Below are 21,892 nucleotides of genomic sequence, written 5' to 3' on the forward strand. Positions count from 1 at the left end.
AGGTTAGAGGTTAGAGGTTAGAGGTTAGAGGTTAGAGGTTAGAGGTTAGAGGTTAGAGGTTAGAGGTTAGAGGTTAGAGGTTAGAGGTTAGAGGTTAGAGGTTAGAGGTTAGAGGTTAGAGGTTAGAGGTCAATGCATTTTTATCTGCTTTGTTTTAAAATAATGAAAAAAAGCCCTCGCAATTTTCATAATGCAGGGCTTCATTTTTTCCTAACCTCTGGCCTCTAACCTCTAATCACTCAAACACGACCTCTGATCTCTAACCTCTAATCACTCAAAGCTAATCTCCAGATTTCAAACTCTTTGCCGGATTAGCCAATGCAGCTTTGATAGATTGGATACTTACTGTTGCCAAAGCCACAAGCATGGCCACGATAGCCGCCGCGGCGAAGATCCACCAGGAAATATTGATGCGGTAGGCAAAATCCTGCAGCCATTTGTTCATCATATACCAGGCAACCGGGAACGCGATCAAATTGGCTATCAATACCGTTTTCAAAAAGTCGGTAGAGAGTAACCTGATAATGCTTTGCACACTCGCTCCCAACACCTTACGGATCCCTATTTCTTTTACACGTTGTTCGGCAGCAAAGGCGGCCAGGCCCAATAGCCCCATGGCCGATATGGCGATGGCTATTGACGCAAAAACGGTGATCAATGTTGATGAACGTTGTTCGGCGTGGTATAGTTTATTATAGCCGTCATCTAAAAAGCTGTAGGCAAAGGGCTGGTCGGGTACAAACTTGCTCCAAACATTTTGCGCTGCTTTGATGGCTCCGGCTGTGCTGCCGGGTGCGGTTTTGATATAAAAAGCACCAGCCCAATCGATATGGTTATAAATCACCATCGGACCAATTTTTTCATGCAAACTCCTGAAATTAAAATCCCGCACAACACCAACCACTACGCCCGAATCGCCATTAAATTTCATCCGCTGACCGATAACAGGCTTATGGATGCCCAATTGTTTAACCGCCGTCTCGTTTAAAATAACATTGTGTTTATCAATATCGCCTTTGCCAAACCAATGCCCGTCTTTCATTTTCAGGCTTAGCATCCGCCCAAAGTTTTCATCGGCAGCCAATGTAGCCGTTGAGGGCTTATAGTCGGCAGGGCGGCCATCCCAATCCATCGTACCCGACATTTTAGTGCCATTGTTGTAAAAATTATCCTCGCCGCTTTGCGCTACCTCGCGTACGGCGCTTTGTCCGCGCAGTTCGTTGCCGATGCTGTTCAGTATGGAGATGCGTTTTTTATCATCAAACCCTAATGCATTCCATGGGATCCTGAAGGTGAACACATGCTCTCGGTTGTACCCCAAATCGGCCTTTTGCATAAAATCCAGCTGGCGGTAAATAACCATAGTGCAGATGATCAGCATAACCGAAATACCAAATTGTAGCACCACCAAAGTTTTGCGGATGCCGCCATCTTTAAAATTGAGCGCGTTACGGCCCTTGAAAATGCTTAGCGGCTTAAATGATGATAATAAAATAGCCGGGTACAAACCGTTAAACACAAAACTAACCAGTAAAGTACCCAACAAAATGAGCCATGTTGTGGCCGAGGTTAATGGCTGCGAAAAATGCTTTTCGGTAATAGCATTGAACGAAGGCAAAAACACCTGGATAGCAATAACCGATAAAACCAAAGCCAGCACGCTCACCACCAACGATTCGGACATGAACTGACCGAACAACTGCAACCTGCCCGCCCCTACTATTTTGCGTACGCTAACCTCTTTCGATCGTACGCTTGCCCTTGCCGTAGTAAGGTTTACATAGTTGATACATGCGGTAGCCAAAAGCAATATCGCCAATATCATAAAGATATTTACCATGCGGCGGTTACCATGTTCAAACGATGAACTTTGCAGATCGCTCTCAAAGTGCATATCCTTCAGCTTAATAACATTAAGCGAAGTATTTTCGCTGCCGGTATTGTTTTTCCTTACAATATCGGTAAGCTTTTTAGCTATCGGCGCGGTACTTACGCCGGGTTGTAATTTAAAAAAGGTTAAGCCATTGTAATTGCCCCAATGGGTTGATTGTTCTTTTTCGTGTGGATTGGCCAACTTAGCCTCAACAGGCATCAATATATCATACTGAAAAGTTGAATTGGCCGGGTTATCTTTAACCACCGCCTGCACCTGGTAATTGACACTATCAACCTTTAGCATTTTGCCAACCGCATCGGCATTGCCAAAGTATTTTTTTGCTGTTGATTGGGTAAGGATCAGGCTGAAAGGATTTTTCGTAAAGCTTTCGGCACTTCCTCCCACAAAATCATAATGGAACACATTGAACCAGTTGGCATCAACATAAGCATACTTTTTTTCGGAGATGAGCTGCCCGTTGTTATGCACCGTGATCATATACCCCGGCCATAAAAAAGTGTACTGCTGTATGCCAGGAATTTCCTTTTTGGCCACACTACCTAAAACATAAGGCGACGATTCCCAGATCCAGGTTTCATCTTTGGTTAGGGCAAGCTTGGTTTTTACACGGTAGATGTTATCTACATCTTTATGATAATTATCAAAACTAAGCTCGTTTTGCACCCACAGCATTATAAATACCGCCGCGGTAATGCCAACGGTAAGTCCGGCAATATTGATAAACGCGGTAGTGCGGTGCTTAATTAAATTACGAAACGCTACTTTAAAATAATTCTTCAGCATATTATTTAATCATTGGGTCATTATGTCATTTTTGATTTGGTCATTAAGTCATTGGCTGCGCTCATTAAGTCATTTTTTGACTATTCCAAAAAATGGCTTAATGACTCAATGACAAATATTATTCAGAACGCAAGCTTTTTGTTGGATTAGCCAGCGCTGCTTTAATGGTTTGAAAACTTGAGGTTATCAAAGCCGTTAGCAACATTCCTCCACCACTTACCGCGAAGATCCACCAGCTAATGCTGGTTCTGTCGGCAAAGCTTTCCATCCATTTGTTCATGGCGTACCAGGCCACTGGTGTTACCAATATAAAAGCCAGCGCGATAAGTGTTACCAACTCGCGCGAAAGCAGGCTTACTATCTGCCCAACTGTAGCGCCAAGCACTTTGCGTACGCCTATCTCTTTGGTGCGTTGGTTGGTATTGTATATGGCCAATCCTAATAAACCAAGGCAGCTGATAAAGATAGATAAACCGGTTGCCCAGGCTAATAAAGTTGAGGTATGCTGTTCCGAATCGTAAAGTTTGGCGATGCTATCGTCAAAAAAGGTATATTCAAAATCGTCTTCAGGATAAATTTCCTTCCACACTTTTTCCATCGACGTAATTGCCGTTTTCCATTCATTACCTCCGGCCATTTGCGGCTTAAGTGCAATATGAAAAGTACCGTTGTTATAAAAAGCGTTGCTGATATGGATACAGGTAGGCTTTATAGCCGCGTGCAACGATTCGGAATAAAAATCGGCCACAACACCGATAATCTGCATCCGTTTATCGCCGTTAAACTTATCAATGTACTTACCAACCGCATCGGCCGGATTTTTAAAGCCCATCAGTTTTGCGTAAGTATTGTTAATTAAAAACGCCCTTGTGCTATCGGCATATTGCAAATTGCGCCCGGCCAGCAGTTTTATTTTATATACATTGATATAATTAGGATCGCCAAACTTTTCATACAGTTCAACTTTAGTTTCTTTTTTGCCATCGATGTAGGTAGCCTCCGTAGAATTGGTGCTGGTTGATGACGGAGCAGCCTTGCCTACACTCACCAGCTCCACCTGTGGCATGGCTTTTAGCTTATTCATAAATACCTGGTTCTTACTCAAAGTCCGGTTTTTCCAGGGCGAATTAATAACCACGATAGCATCTTTTTTGAAACCTAAATTTTTGGTAAGCGCGTAATGGATTTGTTTACTCACCAATACGGTAGCCATAATAAAAAACTGGGCTATCACAAACTGCGTTACCGTTAATGATTTACGCAGCCATGAGTTACGTGTTTTGCTGCTGTTTGATGCAGCCTGGTTTTTAAGCACCAGCACAGGTTTGTAACCGGAGAGCAAAGCCGCCGGATAAAAACCGGATAGCAGGCTCACCACAATAGTAAGTATCAACAGAAATATAAAAAGGCTGGGGTGATGGAACAGGTCGAATTGAATCCCCGCGGCTATAAAGTCTTTAAATAGCTTTAAAATAACCGGGGCCAAAGCTATTGAAATAATTACAGCAAACAGGGTTATTATAAATGTTTCGCTTAAAAACTGAGTAACCAGTTGCGTACGACTGCTTCCCATTGTTTTGCGCACACCAATTTCTTTAGCCCTTTGCGTAGCCTGGGCCGTGGTTAAATTAACAAAGTTAATACAGCCTAACAGCAACAGAAAAGCCGCGATAGCCGACAGACCGTAAAGTGTAGTTTTGTTTGCCGGGCTACCCGAATCAAACGTACCATAAACGCTATTGAAATGCAGATCACTAAGCGGTTGCAATGCAAAACTGCGGGTGTTGCCTTTATTTTGGGGCTTTGGCGGGTTATTCTTTTTTAGCAGTTCGTTCAGTTGTTTTTCAAAACCAACCTTGGTAGCATTAGCTGATAATTTTACAAACAGGATGGACGACGAAGTGGTTCCCCCCCAGTCGGTAAGTGAAAGCTCATCGGCAAGGGCCTTGTTGCTTTTTGCAGTTGAGTACGAAACAAAATCATGAAAAGTAAAATCGGTATTACCTTTTAGCGGCTCAACAATGCCGGTAACAGCTACGCTGAGGGTATCGTAACTTATTACCCTTCCTATCATTTGGCTGTACGAAAGTTGAGGGAAGTATTTTTTTGCCTGATCAGCAGTAAGCACCGTTTGATTTGGCGCGTTCAAGGCCGTTTTTGCCGAACCGGCAAGCCAGCTGTAATTAAACATTTTAAAATAACGCCCATCTGTAAGGATCACGTTATCCTGTAATTTAAATTTAACAGGCTCACTTCCTTTTCCCGGAACAAGTACATTGGGCTGGCTCAATGTAAAAAACGGAGCAGTTAGTTCTACGCCGCTTACATTATTTCGTACGGTTTCAGGCACCGCGCCGGATACACCGCGGTTATGCGCTTCCTCGCCCGAGAAAGTGTAGTTGGATACTACCCGATAAATCCGGTCGCCATCGTTAAAATTCTGATTAAACGTAAAATCGTAATGCACAATAAGGTATATCACCAGCGCAGAACTGATGCCGATAGATAAACCGATTACGTTGATGAACGTAAAAAATTTGTGCCGCCAAAAATTGCGCAGAGCAATTTTAAAATAGTTTTTAAACATATTGTTAGGTCATTATTTCATTAGGTCATTAAGTCATTTTTGCCTTGCGTAAATCAAAAAAATGACTTAATGACGCGCAGCAAATGACCTAATGACGAATTTATTCAGATCGCAGGCTTTTCACAGGGTTTGCCAGTGCAGCTTTTATTGTATTTAAACTCACCACAATCAGCGTTAGCAATAATATCAGCAAACCGACAGCGCCAAACAACCAGATGTTGATATTGATGTGGTAGGTATATTTTTGCAGCCAGTTATGCATTATCCACCAGGTTAAAGGCACGGCCACTACAAATGCTATGGTAACCAGTTTTAAAAACTCGGTAGAGATAAGTACCAGCAATTGCTGTACACTGGCACCCAATACTTTGCGGATACCGATCTCTTTAAAGCGTTTTTCGATAGTGAACGATGCCAGACCTGCCAGGCCCATACAGCAAAGAAAAATTGCCAGGCCCGCAAATATGTTGGTGATGCGGCTGATCAGTTCTTCAGTAAAAAACTTTTTGCCAAACTCCTGGTCAACAAAGTTATATTCGAAAATATCTGCCGGGCTATATTTTGTATAAATGCTTTGAAGCAATTTAACACCTTCCTGCGGTTTTACATTTGCATTCAGCCTGACATCGATATAGCCCGAGTCATTATGATTGGCAAAAACCATCATCGGATTAACCGGTACATAAGGCGACTCCATCACTACGTTATCTGTAATACCTATAACCGTATATTTATGTGATCCGAACCGTAGTTGCATACCAAGCGGGTTTTTAACCTGCATGGCTTCAACCGCTGCCTTGTTCAATAACACAGCCGATGTATCTGAAGGCATACCAGTAAAATCGCCCCCCTGCAATAATTTTATACCCATGGTTTTAATGTAATTAACATCGGCCGCCATGTTCGAAAATATGATGTTGACGTTTGCCGGTTTGCCGGCCCAATCCGGCGAACCCGAACGCCATGAAATTTGGGTTACCATGGATGATGTGCGAGTAACACTGTTCACAATGCCTGATTTTAACAGATCATTTTTAACCGCGTTAAAGCTTTTATCGGTATTAGCGGTAGAAGGTACCATGATCAGGTTATCGGGGTTGTAGCCAATATTTCTGTCTTTTACATGCTCGATCTGCTTATAAACAATAATAGTGGCCGAGATCAGCAATATCGAACCTATAAATTGAAACACCACCAAAATCCTTCGTGGTGCTATGGCACCTTTACCTGCCACAAAGGTGCCTTTCAATACTTTTACAGGGTTAAATGATGATAGATACAGGGCTGGATAACTACCCGAAACTAATCCCGTAAATAAAATGATAACCAAGGCACCCAGCCAAAATGCCGGTTGATTAAAGTTTAGCTGCAAATGCGATTCTATCAGCAAATTAAACTGCGGCAATAACAGGTACACGCAAAGCAAGGCGCAAATAAAAGCCGCTATAACCAATGTCATCGACTCCAAAAAAAACTGTAACACCAGCTGCCCTTTGCCCGAGCCGAGCGTTTTCCTTACCCCTACTTCTTTAGCTTTTTTCTCCGACCGAGCGGTTGATAGGTTCATGAAATTAACACAGGCAATAAGCAGGATAATGATGGCGATAATGATAAAAAAGCGCACGTATTCTATCATCCCACCAATGTTCTTGCCATCCTTAAAATCGCTATACAGGTGCCATTTGTTCATTGGGAAGGTAAAGTATGTACTTATCTTATCCGGGTTGTGCTGAAACATTACATCGGTAATGTATTTGTTAACCTGCTCCATGTTGGCATTATCAGTAGTTTGCACATAAACATCCCATGATGATCCGCCCCAGCGGTTAAGCAGTTCCTTAACCCCAGGATCATTTAAGTTATACGGCGCTATAAAATCAAATTGCTGCGTGGCATTAGCCGGCGGATCGGCTACCACGGCAGTAACTTTGTAAACTAAAGCGTTATCAACCTTTACTACTTTGTTTATTGGGTCGGCGTTGCCGAATAGAGCTTTCGCGGTCGAAGCGGTAAGCACTACCGATGTTGGATCGTTAATGGCGGTGGTGGCATCACCTTTAATAAACTGCCAGGAAAACATATCGAAATATTTTCCGCTAACCTGGTAACCTTGTTTTTTGATCTTAACATCGCCAACGTTAAACTGGTGTTGCTCCAAATGTGAGGTCATTACCGCGTTTTTGATTTGCGGATAGCCACTTTCAAGCGCTTTGGCCAGCGGGAACACCATGTTTGGGTCGGTGAAAATGCTGTTCTTAAAGTCGCGGTTGGCATAAACCTGGTGTATGTTTTTGTAGTTTTTGTGAACCTTATCGTAATTCAACTCGTTCTGCACCCATAAAAAAATAAAAATAGTGCAGGCCATACCAATAGTAAGCCCAAGCAAATTGGTTATCGAGAATGCCCGGTTACGGTTCAGGCTTCTCCATGCTATTTTAATATAGTTTTTAAACATCTTTATTGGTCATTAAGTCATTTTATCATTAGGTCATTGTTTTTTTGTCATTGAATCATTAGGTCATTAAGTCATTTTTGCTTCACGCTATTAAAAATGACTCAATGACTTAATGATCTACTCACTTCTAAGGCTTTTCACCGGGTTTGCCAGTGCTGCTTTTATTGATTGAAAGCTGATGGTGGCAAACGCGATGATGAGCGCTATTACACCGGCCATTACAAATACCCACCATTGGATGCTTACCCTAAAGGCAAAATCAAGTAGCCATTTGCTCATGGCGTACCAGGCTATTGGCAGCGCTATTATTGCCGCTACAATTACCAGTTTAAGGAAATCTTTTGATAGCTCGGTTACAATTTGCGGGATGCTGGCACCAAGCACTTTGCGCACCCCAATTTCTTTTACACGTTGTGATATGGTAAAGGCCGAAAGTCCGAATAAGCCTAAACAGGCAATGAATATAGCCAGGCAGGAGAATATGGTGAACAAATGGCTCTGCTGCTGCTCGGCGTTATATAATCTTTGGAAACGCTCATCCAGAAAAGTATAGCGAAAAGGTGTTTCGGGTTGATATTTTTTCCAGGTTTGTTCGATGGTCGCTAATGCTGCATTGGTATTGCTTCCGCTAATTTTAATAGAGACCTTGCCGTAGTTATTATTGTCGAATGGTGGCATCTCCATCAGTAGCGGAACTATATTTTGGTGTAACGATTCGAAATGAAAATCATTAACCACGCCAATTACCTTTCCTTTTCTGCTGCCGTAACTCATATCGCGGCCAATAGCACTCTCAGGCGTTTTCCAACCTAACACCTTTACGGTAGTGGTATTGATCACAAAATTATTGCTGTCGGTAGCAAAATCACGACTAAAATTCCTACCCGCCGCCAGTTTTATGCCATAGGTTGGGATAAAGCCGTAATCGGTGTTAATACATTTGATATCGGCTTTAACGGGCAATGCTTTATCTCCATCAAAAACAGAAGCACCCTGATCATCCAGCAACCTGCCAGACGGGATCCGCGACGAGCGGCCAACATCTTTTATCATCGGATCACGAAGTATATCAGCTTTAAAAGCTTCAAATTGGTTAGCTGGAATGCCCGGTATTGTTAACAAATGATCTTTATTAAAGCCCAATGACTTGGTTTGGATATATCTTAATTGCTGAAAAACGATGGTAGTGGCAACGATCAGAATAATAGAAATGGAGAATTGAACTACTACCAGCACTTTACGGAAAGAAATATTGCCAGATCCTACTTTAAGAATACCTTTTAAAACTTTTATAGGTTTAAACGATGACATGAAGATAGCCGGATAAATACCACTGATAAGGCCGATAACAAGCGGCAGTAGTAGTACGGAAGTTAAAATCATCGGGTGATATAAACTATCTATTGATAATCCCAATTCAGAAAACCGGTTGATGAGCGGCAACAAAGCCCATGTTAAGATCAATGCCAATACCAGCGAAAAGTAAGTTACCAATACCGATTCGCTTAAAAACTGGGTAATGATCTCTTGTTGTTGCGCCCCTATTACCTTGCGGATACCGATCTCTTTTGCCCTGAGGGTTGAGCGGGCTGTTGATAGGTTCATATAGTTGATACAGGCTATCAGCAAAATAAACAAAGCGATGGCCGAAAATATATATACCCTTGTGATATCGCCGTTCTGTTCTACCTCATCATCCAGGTGCGAGTGTAGGTGGATATCCAGGAACTTTTGAATATGCAGCTGTGTAAACTTCGACTGCTTAAAATTGGCTGCCTGTCCCGGAAAACGCATGTACTTATCAATAAAAGCCGGAAACTGCGATACAATACGATCCATATTGTAATTATCGGGCATCATCAAATAAGTAAAAAATGAGTTATTGCCCCAATTGGTTTGCAGTGCGTTGCGGCCGTAGATCTTATCATCATTCAGGGTATTGAATGAGATCAGCATCTGCGGGTGCATTTGCGAGTTGGCAGGGAATGGTTTAAAAATACCGGTAACTTTAAAGTTAGCGGTGTTATCCAGCCTGATCTCTTTATTTATCGGATCTTCATTGCCGAAGTATTTACGGGCCATATCTTCGGTCATCATTACCGTGTAAGGCTCGTTAAGGGACGTTTTAGGATCACCTGCTATGGTTTGGATATCGAAAAATTTAAAGAAATTCTCATCGGCAAAATATGATCCTGTTTCAGAAAACAGTTTTTCCTTATAACGCAAAACCACATCGCCGTTAGGGAACAACCGGGTAACCATTTTAATATCCGGAAACTCGTTTTTAAGCAGCGGACCAAACGGCGGCGCCACAGCGCCTAAATGCAGGTTAACCACACCATCGCCGGTATTAAAACTGCGACTTACCCTATAAATATTGGGCGCGTTATGGTTAAACTTATCATAGCTCAACTCTTTAACTATATAAGTTAAAATAAGCAGGCAACAGGTTAACCCAATGGTTAAACCAAATATGTTGATGAACGAGATAAATTTGTGCCGTGCAATGTTGCGGAAGGCACTTCGTAAATAATTCTTTATCATAACTTATGTCATTATTTCATTAGGTCATTCTTTCTGGTCATTGAGTCATTAGGTCATTAAGTCATTTTTTGCAAATTCATTAAATCATTCTTGAACTTTTCAATGACCTAATGACGCGAAGCAAATGACTCAATGACCTATTCGCTTCGCAGGCTCTTAACCGGGTTGGCCAGCGCGGCTTTTACCGATTGGAAGCTGATGGTTATTCCGGCCACTAAAAACGCTATTACACCAGCTGCTAAAAACACCCACCATTGTATGTTAATGCGGTAGGCAAATTCCTGAAGCCACTTGTGCATAGCGAACCAGGTTACAGGGAATGATATTACCGAGGCGATCACGATCAGCTTTAAAAACTCCCTCGAGAGCATATAGGTAATGCTGCCTGTTGATGCGCCCAGCACCTTGCGGATGCCTATTTCTTTTACCCTCAACCTGATCATGAATGCAGCTAAACCGAACAGGCCTAAGCTGGCTATGATCAGTGCTACACATGAGAATATGGTAAATATCTCGCCTGTTTGTTGTTCAGATGCGTAAAGCGAGGCATACTGCTCATCTAAAAACGAATAGCTAAATGGTGCCTGGGCCCTGAAGCTGTCCCACTCGGTTTTAATATTGTTAATGAGCGATTTGATATCGCCGGTTTTAACCTTTAAAATAACGGTACCTGTATTATGACCTGATAACAGCATCAATGGCGCTATTTTTTGTTTGGCCGAGGCGTAGTGAAAATCTTTAATTACACCCACAACTTTGTATTGCATCACTGCCGAGCGGACAATGGTTTTGCCCACCGGATCGGTATCCCCCCAGCCCAGGCCTTTAACTAAAGATTCATTGACTACAACCGACATCGAATCGCCGGGGAACGAAGGATAAAAATTACGCCCCTTGATAACCTGCAAACCTAAAGTTGGCACATAGCTTTCATCAACGTGGTAAATATTGGTATGGATATCAGCGTGACCAGCCTTATCGTCAAACTCCTTAGCCGCAATCTGCGTACCATCCATCCCGTTCGATTTGCCGGGCACTGCACTTGATATGGTAGCACTGGTTATCTGCGGATTACGCAAAAGCTGATTTTTAAAGGCATCTACGTTATTGCCGAGGGTATAGGTATCATTAATAACCAAAACCTGTTCTTTATTGTACCCCAACTTTTTGTTCTGCATAAAATGCAGCTGCTGGTACACCACAAAGGTTGATATGATCAACGCTGTAGAAACCGCAAACTGAAAAATGATCAACCCGCTGCGTAAAGTGCCTTTCCCTTCGGCTTTGGTAGCGCTATTTCCTTTCAATACACTAATGATCTGGAACGATGAAAGGAAAAAAGCCGGATAAATTCCCGCCAATATGCCAACTATAAAGGCCGTCAGCAGTTCGATAGTTAAAGCTTTGGGACTTAAGAAAAAAGCCGATTCGATATGCTTGCCAGCCAAATTGTTAAACAACGGCAAAAGTAAATGCACCATGCCCAAGGCGAGTAATAAGGCGAACACTGTAAGCATTACCGACTCGGTAAGGAACTGTGAAACCAATCCGCTTTTTTCTGAACCGAGAACTTTACGGATGCCTACCTCTTTTGAGCGTTTAGCCGAACTTGCTGTAGAAAGGTTGGTAAAATTGATACCGGCCAGTAACAATATAAAAACAGCCAGTGCCGCGAAAATGTATATGTAATGGATATCGCCATTAGCCTCCAGCTCATATTTAGTGGCCGAATGCAGGTGGATATCACTTAAAGGTTGCAAATAAAACAGGAAAGTATTAACGGCTTTACTGGCCTGTGCAACACTGGTACCCAGATCGTGAGCAATTTCGGGAACAACAAATTTCCGCACCATTTCGGGGAAGGCGGCTTCCAGCTTTTTAGCATTGGCATTTTTATCCAATACAACATAGGTAAAGAAACCAATGTTGCTCCAGGTTTGCTTAGCCTTTTCTGTAAAAGACGGGAGGTTCAAAAACGCGTCGCCGTGAAAATGCGAATCATCAGGTACTTGATCAATTACCCCGGTAACCTTGTAGGGCTTACCATCAATAGCAAGCGTTTTACCCAAAGCCTGCTGATCGCCAAAATATTTAACCGCCATTGCTTTAGTGATCACCATGCCGCTTGGGTCGGTTAAGGAGGTTTTATTATCGCCTTCAATTAGCGGGATAGAAAACAACTGCAAAAAGTTAGGATCAACCAGTTGAACGTGTTCCTCTTTAAACTGGCGATCGTTGTATTTAATAAATACCGGTCCACGGCCGGTTAAGCGGGTTGTTTCCAGCACTTCGGGGTACATGCTTTTAATACCCTGCGCTACCGCGATATCAACCATTGGATATTCGCTTACGCCATTATTTTCAATGCTGCGTAAACCCACCCGGTACATTTGTTTGGCCTGCGCCGGATACGTATCATAATTTAATTCGCTGTACACATAAGCACAGATCAACATACAGCAAGCCAACCCAACCGAAAGGCCAAACACATTAATGAACGAGAATATTTTGTTGCGCTTTAAGTTTCGCCAGGCGGTTTTGATGTAGTTTTTTAACATGAGCGTACGGTTAACCTGTATCATTGTTTTAAATAACATACCAATAATTCAAATTACTAAATATCAGTTACTTATAAAATAATTTCAATTAAAACTGTACGAAGACGTAACACCATGTGTACGGTTATGATACAATCCTACCTAAACAAAAAAGACCTGCCGGTTTGTACCTGCAGGCCTTACATATAGGTTTGTAATTACTTAATTTACAGTGAGGCTAACCCGGTTGCCGCCATGTACTTCAACCAAAGCACCGCCGCCGTTCAATTTACCTTCTATCCGCTCTTTATCTTTGTTGCCTGTAAAGCTTTCGCCCAAATTGGCTTCTACCCTATCGGCACGTACATCAAGGTTTAAACCTTGTTTTGATGGCAATTGCAAATCAACACGACCAGCACTTACATCAATTTTAACTGATTTACCTACGCTTAAAAACTGTACATGAACACTACCGGCACTTGTTGAAGCGTCAAGGCTGCATGATAGGTCGGTAAGGTTAATGCTGCCGCCAGATGTACCGGTAACAAAATCGCCGTCAATTTTATTTCCGTTGATACTGCCGCCTGAAGTAGTTGCTTTGATATCGCCTTTTAAACTGTTCAAACGTAACGAACCACCCGAGGTTTCCAACCTGATACGGCCGGTGCAGTTGTTAGCTTCGATGCTACCGCCTGAAGTTTGCAGGTCGATATTATCTTTAGAATCACTTACATGGATGCTGCCGCCCGAAGTGCGGCCTTTAACATTACCTGCAATTTTATCAAGGTGTAAGCTGCCGCCACTGGTTTCAAACTGCTGCGCGCCGGTTAAATTATCTAAATGGATGCTGCCGCCGCTTGTATTGAGGTTGGTAGCAACATTGCCAGGAACATAAACACGGAAAGAAATGCTCAATGATTTTTTCCAGTCCATGTTATTCTTTTTATTTTTTGCCGATGCATGCAATTCTCCGCCGTTTACATCAACTTTAAGATCATAATTTTCGTCAAGGCGTTTCTGGATCTCTTCTTTAGCCAAATCACCATTGCCATTATTTGCCTGGATGAAAACCTCTACACGCGGTTCCTCGCCCGAAGCGCCGCTTACGGTAATACTGCCGCCCGATGTGTTTACAAATACATCTTTAACAGACTGGCCCGATAATGATTTAGTTAGATATGGTGTTTTCCCGTTATTTTGAGCTAAAGCTATATTACCTACGGAGGCAACAAATAACACAAGTAAATACTTTTTCATAATAATGATCTTTGGTTTTATACTTACAAGACCAAGGGCCGATGCAATACGTTGCATCGTATCGAAAATAATTTTATGAGATAGACTTGCTTCTTCAACATAAAAAGAGCCCGTGTTGACACGGGCCCTGGAAACTAAATTTCAATCATTCAGTCATTTGCTGCGCATCATTAAGTCATTGAAAAGTTCGGCAATAATTCGACCGCTTCGCAAAATGCCTCAATGACCTAATGACTCAATTACCAATTTATTCATTTTTAAGGCTCCGCACCGGGTTAGCCAATGCTGCCTTGATAGATTGAAAGCTGATAGTTACAAAAGCGATAACAACCGCCAGCAACGCCGCAAGTGCTACTACCCACCATTGAATGTTTTGCCGGTATGCGAATCCTTGCAACCAGTTTTGCATGGCGAACCATGCCACCGGTACAGCTATCACAATAGCTATCAATACCAGCTTGATAAAATCTTTAGATAACATCCCTACAATATTGGCCACGTTAGCACCCAACACCTTGCGGATACCTATCTCTTTTGTACGCTGCTCGGCAGCGTATGCAGCAAGACCAAATAAACCTAAGCAGGCTATCACAATAGTTAAACTGGTGAAGATGATGAAGATGGTACCCATACGCTGCTCGGCACGGTACGAGGCGTCGAAATCATCATCCATAAACGAGTATGAAAACTCTTTGCCGGGTTGGATGGATTTCCATTTGTCTTTGATCTGTGCCATTAGCCCGGTAATATTTGCCGTATTCAATTTTACACTTAAAGCACCATTATCCTGCCCATACATCAATATCACCGGACTTACATTGTTACGCAACGAAGCGAAGTTAAAATCCTTGATCACGCCAATGATATGATACTCTTTAAATGTTTTGGCCATGTTATCCATAGGCAAATACATCGGTTTATTTAGCGGATCTTTAACCCCCATTAACCTCACTGCAGTTTCATTTACAATCATTGCCGTCGAGTCTGTTGGCATTTGATCTGAAAAATTGCGGCCTTTGGTTACTTTGATATCAAGGGTGGGCAGGTAGCTATCGTCAACCGTCCAGGTTTGGGCTAAAACGGCTTTTTTAGGGTCGAGGGCCCGTTCCTGGAAAACGCTGCTGCTGTTACGGTAATCCATTGTAGGTAAAAATCCCGTCATGGTAACGCCTGTTACACCCGGCAGTTGCTTCACTTCTTCTTTAAAAACCTTCGTCTGTTCGCCAAGGTTGTAAATATTGTGCACCACCATTACCTGGCTGCGGTTATAGCCCAGATCTTTATTCTGGATGTATTTAAGCTAATTATAGATCACCAACGTACCGATGATGAGCACTATCGATATAAAAAACTGGAACACCACTAATGAGCTTCTGAGCATGCCGCCTTTAAAGCCGGAAGATAACTTACCCTTTAAAACTTCGATAGGCTGAAAACCCGAAAGGAAGAATGCAGGATATGAACCCGCAAGAAAGCCGATAACAAAAACGGTGATCAATAACGACGGAACAAGCCAAATAAGCGAGGCCGCATTCAATTCGATGTTTTTGCCCGCAATATTATTGAACATCGGCAACAACATATAAGCCGCCGCAACCGCTATAACGGTAGCCACAAAAGTTACCATCATCGATTCGGAGAGGAATTGGGCAATCAAATATTTACGTGCTGAGCCTAATACTTTACGTACCCCGACTTCTCTTGCCCTATTGGCCGAGCGAGCGGTTGATAGGTTCATGAAGTTTACACAGGCTATCAGTAATATAAAAATAGCCACCGCGCCAAAAATGTACACGTACTGGATATTGCCGTTATGGTCAAGTTCCGACATCAGGTTCGATTTCAGGTGGATATCCAACAACGGCATCAGGCTTAGCTGATACCTGTTACCAGCGCGCTCAAACGAATCAAAATTTAAATGAAGGATATCCTGCAATTGCGGACCAGCATTTTTGCGCATCAACTCCGGCAGTTTGGCTTCAAACTGCTTAACATTTGCTCCAGGCTTAAGCAGCACATAGGTATTAAAATTATTGCTGAACCAGGCGTTTTCCCTGCTTTCCTCTTTCGATGTCATCGACAGGAAAAAGTCATAATGAAAATGTGATTGCTTTGGCAGATCTTTAATTACACCGGTAACCTTGTACAATAGCTTCTCATCAAACGTAAAGGTTTTACCTACAGCCTGCGTTGTATTGAAATAGCGTTTGGCTATAGTTTCGGTTATAACAACTGTATTGGGTTCAACCAAGGCATGTTTCGGATCGCCGGCCGTCATGGGTAGCGTAAACACATCAAACATGGTCGAATCAACGTAGACCATTCTATCTTCATGAATGGTTTGTGTGCCTTTTTTAACATTGAAACCGCCACGCTGAAAAAAGCGGCAAAAATTTTCAACCTCAGGGTAATCCTTTTTAAAAACGAGTCCCAGCGGTGAAGGCGAACTTGCATAAGTTTGATCGATACCGCCAAACTTGATCTGCATATTGGCACGATAGATCCTATCGGCTTTGGTATTGTATTTATCGTAGCTCAATTCGTCAACCACATAAAATACAATGAGCATACAGGTGGCCAGCCCAAGGGCCAAACCAAAAACATTAATAGCGGTAAACCCCACATTTTTTCTTAATGTGCGATAAGCGGTTTTTAGGTAGTTTTTAAACATGTCTTTATTTCATTTACGATTTGTCATTGAGTCATTTTGCTTCGCATCATTAGGTCATTGAGTCATTTTGAACTATTCAATGACTCAATGACCTAATGACTCAATGACCAACTTATTCACTTTTAAGGCTTTTAGCAGGATTAGCATTTGCTGCCTTCACAGATTGCACACTCACAGTAACAAAGGCAATAACCACGGCCAGGATACCTGCTACCGCAAACACCCACCAGTTAATATCAACCCTGTAGGCAAAGCTTTGCAACCATTTGCTCATCCCATACCAGGCCAGCGGCGATGCTATCAGCGTAGCGATCAGCACCAGCTTCATTAAATCTTTCGACAACAGGGTTACTATAGAGGTTACACTTGCGCCCAAAACTTTTCTGATGCCTATTTCTTTTACACGCTGCTCGGCAGTGAAAGTTACCAGTCCGAACAAGCCCAGGCAGGCGATACTGATAGCCAGAATAGTGAATATCAGCAAGATGTTACCCTGCTTTTGTTCGGATTGATATTGCTTGGCGAAGTTTTGATCGAGGAAATGAAACTCAACTTTGTTTTCGATATCGAAACGACCGTAAACCTTACTGATGTAATCCAGTGTAGCCGGGATATTATTTTTGCCGATGCGGATATACATATTATCCTCATCATTAGCGGCAGGCGGCAGGTACAACATCATTGGCGCTACTTTATGCTGTAAGGAATAGGTATTAAAATCCTTCACCACACCGATGATCTTCCGGCTGATCACGTTGCCGTTAACATCCAGCCCTACCCTAACCGAGCGACCTACAGCATCCTTCCAGCCCATTTCATTAACCAGGGTTTGGTTTACGATTATCGCTTCCTGTTTGTCGGTAGCCATTGCTGGCGAGAAGTTGCGGCCTTTAGCCATTTTTACTTGAAGCGTTGGGATAAAATCTTCGTCAACAATAAGGTTCTCCACTATTTTCGATTCCGAATTGGCTTTGCCATCTACGCCGATATTGAAATAATCTGAACCGATATCGTTATTGCCTATTGGGTTACCAGCAATACCTACAGCTTCAACAGCCGGATTTTGCAATAGCTGACTTTTGATAGTGGCAATTTTGGTTCGGGCCTGCTTATCGCTGATATGAAACGTAAGCGTTTGAGCTTTATTAAAGCCCAGATCTTTATTCATCACATAATGTAACTGGCGATAAATAATACACGATCCGGCTATCATCACAATAGTGATCACAAACTGAAAAACCACCAAAGACTTTCTGAACAATATTGTAGTTGCCTGGCTGCCCATCTGCCCCTTCATGGCAGCAATAGTACGGAAACCGGATAGGAACAACGCCGGATACATTCCGCTTAAAATACCGGTAGCCAAAGCAAATACAATAAACATAGCCACAGTTTGGCTTAAACCAAACTGCAACAGCACTAAACTTTTACCAGATAGCTGATTGAAATAAGGCAATAAAAACTGCACCATAACGGCTGCAATCAAAGCGGCAATCAGCGTAAATAAAACTGATTCGGCAAAGAACATTGTTACCAGTTGTTTTTTGCTCGAGCCGATTACTTTACGCACACCAATTTCTTTAATGCGGATAGATGAGCGGGCTGTGGTGAGGTTTACATAATTGATAACAGCTATAGCCAATATTAGCAATGCTACAACTCCAAACACATATACATAAGTGATATTGCCGTTGCTGCCCAATTCGTAATCCAAATTTGAATGCAGGTGGATAGAGGTTAAAGGCTGCAACTCCATATTGTACTGCATTGCTCCCTGCGAGCCTTTAAGATATTTGTTAAAAAACGCGTCAGATCCGGCTTCTATCTTTTTAAAATCATCATGATTTTTAAGCAACAGATAGGTGTATAAGTGTGAATTTCCCCAGCTATCAGTATAACCATCAGGCAGCGAACGCAAGGCGCTGAAGCTAAACTGTGAGTTTGCGGGCACATCATCAATTACGCCGGTTACTGTGCTGGGATTGTTTTCAATCATCACGGTTTTATCCAGAGCGTCGTCAGCATTACCAAACAGTTTTTCGGCAAGGGTTTTGGTTAGTACGATGCTTTGAGGTTTGCTTAAAGCCGTTTCGGGATCGCCCGATAAAAAGTGGTGGGTGAACAGGTTAAAGAAACCTTTATCGGTAAACAGCATGCCGCCTTCGCTGATGTGTTTTTCGCCATAAGTTATGTTACCACCACCTTCGGCATCAATGCGGATGGCATCTTCAACTTCGGGATAATCATTTTTTAAAGTAGGTGCAAAGGGCGCTGAGGTAATAGCGAGGTTAAACTTACCGCCGTTCCAGATGCCGTGCTGTGCTACGCGAAAAATACGATCGGCTTTAACATTGTAGCGGTCATAACTCCATTCATCAACAACATACAGGCTGATGAGCCAGAACGCCGCGATACCGGTAGCCAAACCCCAAATATTGATAAACGAAAAAACCTTATGCTTAATGAGGTTTCGCCAGGCTATTTTGATGTAATTACGTAACATAGGTAAATGGTTTATGCCACTAATTTATTAAAACCTGTACCAATTATTCAAATAATTAAAAATCAACACTTTATATTTTAACCCTCTATTAAAACCGTTCGGTAATGGAACAGTTAGGGGTACGGAAGTGAACGGGGTTTAGTGATTAGAGACTGGAGGTTAGGTATTGAAATATAAAAGTTGGAGATTAAAGATTAGCTCTAAGCTCCTAACCTCTAATCTCCAACCTCTAATCACTCCGATCTCAAACTTTTAACCGGATTTGTCAACGCCGCTTTAATAGCCTGGAAACTTACTGTTGTAAAAGCGATAACCAGTGCCAGCACGCCAGCGAAAACAAATATCCACCAGCTTATGGTTATCCTATAAGCAAAATCCTGCAGCCAGCTGTGCATAGCAAACCAGGCTATCGGAAATGCTATTAATGCTGATATCAGCACCAGGATCAAAAACTCTTTAGATAACATATTGACGATGCCCGATACCGATGCGCCGAGCACCTTGCGGATACCAATCTCGCGGGTGCGCTGGATTGTGCTATACGATGCTAAACCAAGCAAACCAAGGCATGAAATAAAGATGGCCAGTACCGCGAAATTCACAAACAGGTTGCCGAAGGTAACTTCAGATGCGTATTGCTTATTGAATGTCTCGTCGACAAAAACATAGTTAAAAGGCCGTTCGGGCGCTAATTCTTTCCATTTGGCTTGCAGGGCCGATATGGTTGCCGGTACATTGGTAGCGGCAACTTTTAAAGTGAACGCGCCGGTACCACGCAGGTTGATGCGCATATTAAGCGGCTTTACCGTTTCCTGTAACGATTGAAAGTGGAAGTCTTTCAATACGCCAATGATCTTGCCTGTACGCCCCCATTGCGAATAATTGCGGCCAACGGCATCGGCAGGGTTTCGGTAACCTAAACTTTTAGCGGAGGCCTCATTAATAACAATAGCTTTAGTGGTATCGGTGCCAAATGCCTGTGAAAATATACGACCGGCAGCCAGCTTCATTTCAAACTGGGAAATGAAATCATAATCCACATCGTACATATTCATGTTCATTTGCTGCATAGCACCGGCCTGGTTCTGAATTTCGGAATAGGCAACGCTGTTACCAAAACCAGGAATTGCGCCCGACGCTGTAGCACCCAACACATTCGGAATTTTCTTTAATTCGTTTTTGATGATATCCTGCCTGCTTTGTATAGCAGAGTCACCGCTGAAATCAATAGTCAGCATCTGGTTTTTCTGAAACCCGAGCGATTGGTTCCGCATAAAACTCAGCTGATTATAAACTACTATAGTACCGATAATCAACACTATAGATATAGTAAATTGCGTAACCACCAAACCTTTGCGCAGCAAGATTCCTTTGCTCGATTTACTGAACCTGCCCTTCAATATAGTAACCGGTTTAAAATTTGATAGCACTAAAGCTGGATACAAACCCGCGCACAAACCAATAACACAGGCTATCAAAAACAACTGGAACAAATAGCCATGATGAAATATACTATCGCTAATCACCTTACCCGCCAGCTGATTAAATAACGATAACAGGAAAAAGCTAAACAGCGCCGAAAACAGGAACGAGATCAAACAAAGTATAACCGACTCGCTTAAAAACTGGATGGTTAGCTGTTGTTTCATGGCACCAATCACCTTGCGGATGCCCACTTCTTTAGCCCTTTCGGTAGCACGAGCGGTAGTGAGGTTGATGAAATTGATACAGGCTATGAGCAGGATAAATACAGCTATAATAGAGAAGATGCGGACGTTGTACAGGTTGCCAGATTCGGGCGCGCCGCGTTTGGATACCATGTACACATCTTTCAAAGGCTCTAAAAAGTAGGTGTAATCCATGCCATTCTTTTTATCTGCCGCGGTGTAGTGCCTGTTTACAAAAGCCACCATCCTTGAGCTTAACTTATTAATATCATAGCCCTTTGGCAGCATGATATAAGTAAAATTGCCAAAGTTTCCCCACTGGTTCAGCCTATCCTTACTTTGTTTGGCTATGGTGGCTATAGATACCAGCATATCAAACTTAAAATGCGAATTGGAAGGAACATCTTTAACTACGGCCACCACATTAGCGGGATTTTTACCGTCGAGGATAAGCGGTTTGCCTATTGGGTCTTCGGTTCCGAAATATTTTTTGGCAGCCTTCTCGGTCAATACAACGGTATACGGCAGCGAAAAAGCCTTGTCAACATCGCCCTTAATTACCGGGAAAGTGAATATTTTAAATAACGAAGGTTCGGCAAACAGCGCGTTATTTTCTGTGATTTTTAAATCGCCGCGCTGCACCAAAAAGCCCGCGCCAAAAATGCGGGTATTGGCCTTGATCTCCGGGTAATCCTGCTGCAAAGCCGGCCCGATTGGCGCTATGGATGACGACCAGTTTAAAGTTTCGGTAGGTGTTTTGATGTCCGATACCACACGATAGATCTGATCCGATCGCTCGTTAAAATTATCATAACTCAACTCAAACTTTACATACATAAATATCAGGAACGCGGCCGTCATCCCAACAGCCAGGCCAATGATATTAATGATCGAGAAACCCTTGTGCCTCCAAAGGTTCCTGAACGCGATTTTGATGTAGTTCTTTATCATGATTTACTTTGTATCATTTGGTCATTAGGTCATTAGGTCA

At 42.6% G+C, this 21,892-nt stretch carries 10 protein-coding genes; all 10 read right to left on the bottom strand.

Translation table 11 applies throughout. From position 1 onward, the window contains the following. Window positions 1–280: 280 nt before the first annotated feature. Window positions 281–2,680, bottom strand: a complete 2,400-nt coding sequence (locus tag AAFN85_RS31415) for an ABC transporter permease (protein WP_347531935.1) — start codon at window positions 2,678–2,680, stop codon at window positions 281–283. A 118-nt stretch (window positions 2,681–2,798) separates the two neighbouring features. Next, the gene (locus AAFN85_RS31420) at window positions 2,799–5,267 is read right to left on the bottom strand and encodes an FtsX-like permease family protein (RefSeq protein WP_347531936.1); all 2,469 of its coding nucleotides are present in this window, start codon (window positions 5,265–5,267) and stop codon (window positions 2,799–2,801) included. A 100-nt stretch (window positions 5,268–5,367) separates the two neighbouring features. Next, window positions 5,368–7,722 carry an ABC transporter permease gene (locus AAFN85_RS31425; RefSeq protein ID WP_347531937.1) on the bottom strand — a complete coding sequence of 785 codons (2,355 nt, stop codon included), beginning with the start codon at window positions 7,720–7,722 and terminating at the stop codon, window positions 5,368–5,370. Between the two features lie 117 nt (window positions 7,723–7,839). Continuing rightward, entirely contained in the window at window positions 7,840–10,266 is a 2,427-nt protein-coding gene (locus AAFN85_RS31430) for an ABC transporter permease (RefSeq protein ID WP_347531938.1), read from the bottom strand. Between the two features lie 137 nt (window positions 10,267–10,403). Beyond that, window positions 10,404–12,848 (bottom strand): ABC transporter permease, encoded by a 2,445-nt coding sequence (locus tag AAFN85_RS31435; protein WP_347531939.1) that lies wholly within the window; start codon window positions 12,846–12,848, stop codon window positions 10,404–10,406. Between the two features lie 177 nt (window positions 12,849–13,025). Continuing rightward, window positions 13,026–14,060: a DUF4097 family beta strand repeat-containing protein gene (locus tag AAFN85_RS31440; RefSeq protein WP_347531940.1), complete on the bottom strand. Its 1,035-nt coding sequence runs from the start codon at window positions 14,058–14,060 to the stop codon at window positions 13,026–13,028. Window positions 14,061–14,307: 247 nt separating this feature from the next. Further along, a complete protein-coding gene (locus AAFN85_RS31445; protein WP_347531941.1) occupies window positions 14,308–15,312 on the bottom strand; it encodes an FtsX-like permease family protein in 1,005 nt (334 codons plus the stop codon). A 48-nt stretch (window positions 15,313–15,360) separates the two neighbouring features. Beyond that, window positions 15,361–16,731, bottom strand: a complete 1,371-nt coding sequence (locus AAFN85_RS31450; protein WP_347531942.1) for an ABC transporter permease — start codon at window positions 16,729–16,731, stop codon at window positions 15,361–15,363. A 112-nt stretch (window positions 16,732–16,843) separates the two neighbouring features. Next, window positions 16,844–19,234 carry an ABC transporter permease gene (locus AAFN85_RS31455; RefSeq protein WP_347531943.1) on the bottom strand — a complete coding sequence of 797 codons (2,391 nt, stop codon included), beginning with the start codon at window positions 19,232–19,234 and terminating at the stop codon, window positions 16,844–16,846. A gap of 233 nt (window positions 19,235–19,467) precedes the next feature. Then, complete coding sequence (locus AAFN85_RS31460; RefSeq protein WP_347531944.1) at window positions 19,468–21,852, bottom strand: ABC transporter permease; 2,385 nt, start codon at window positions 21,850–21,852, stop codon at window positions 19,468–19,470. Window positions 21,853–21,892 lie beyond the last annotated feature (40 nt).

The organism is Mucilaginibacter sp. CAU 1740 (genome assembly GCF_039839285.1).
Classification (GTDB): Bacteria; Bacteroidota; Bacteroidia; order Sphingobacteriales; family Sphingobacteriaceae; genus Mucilaginibacter.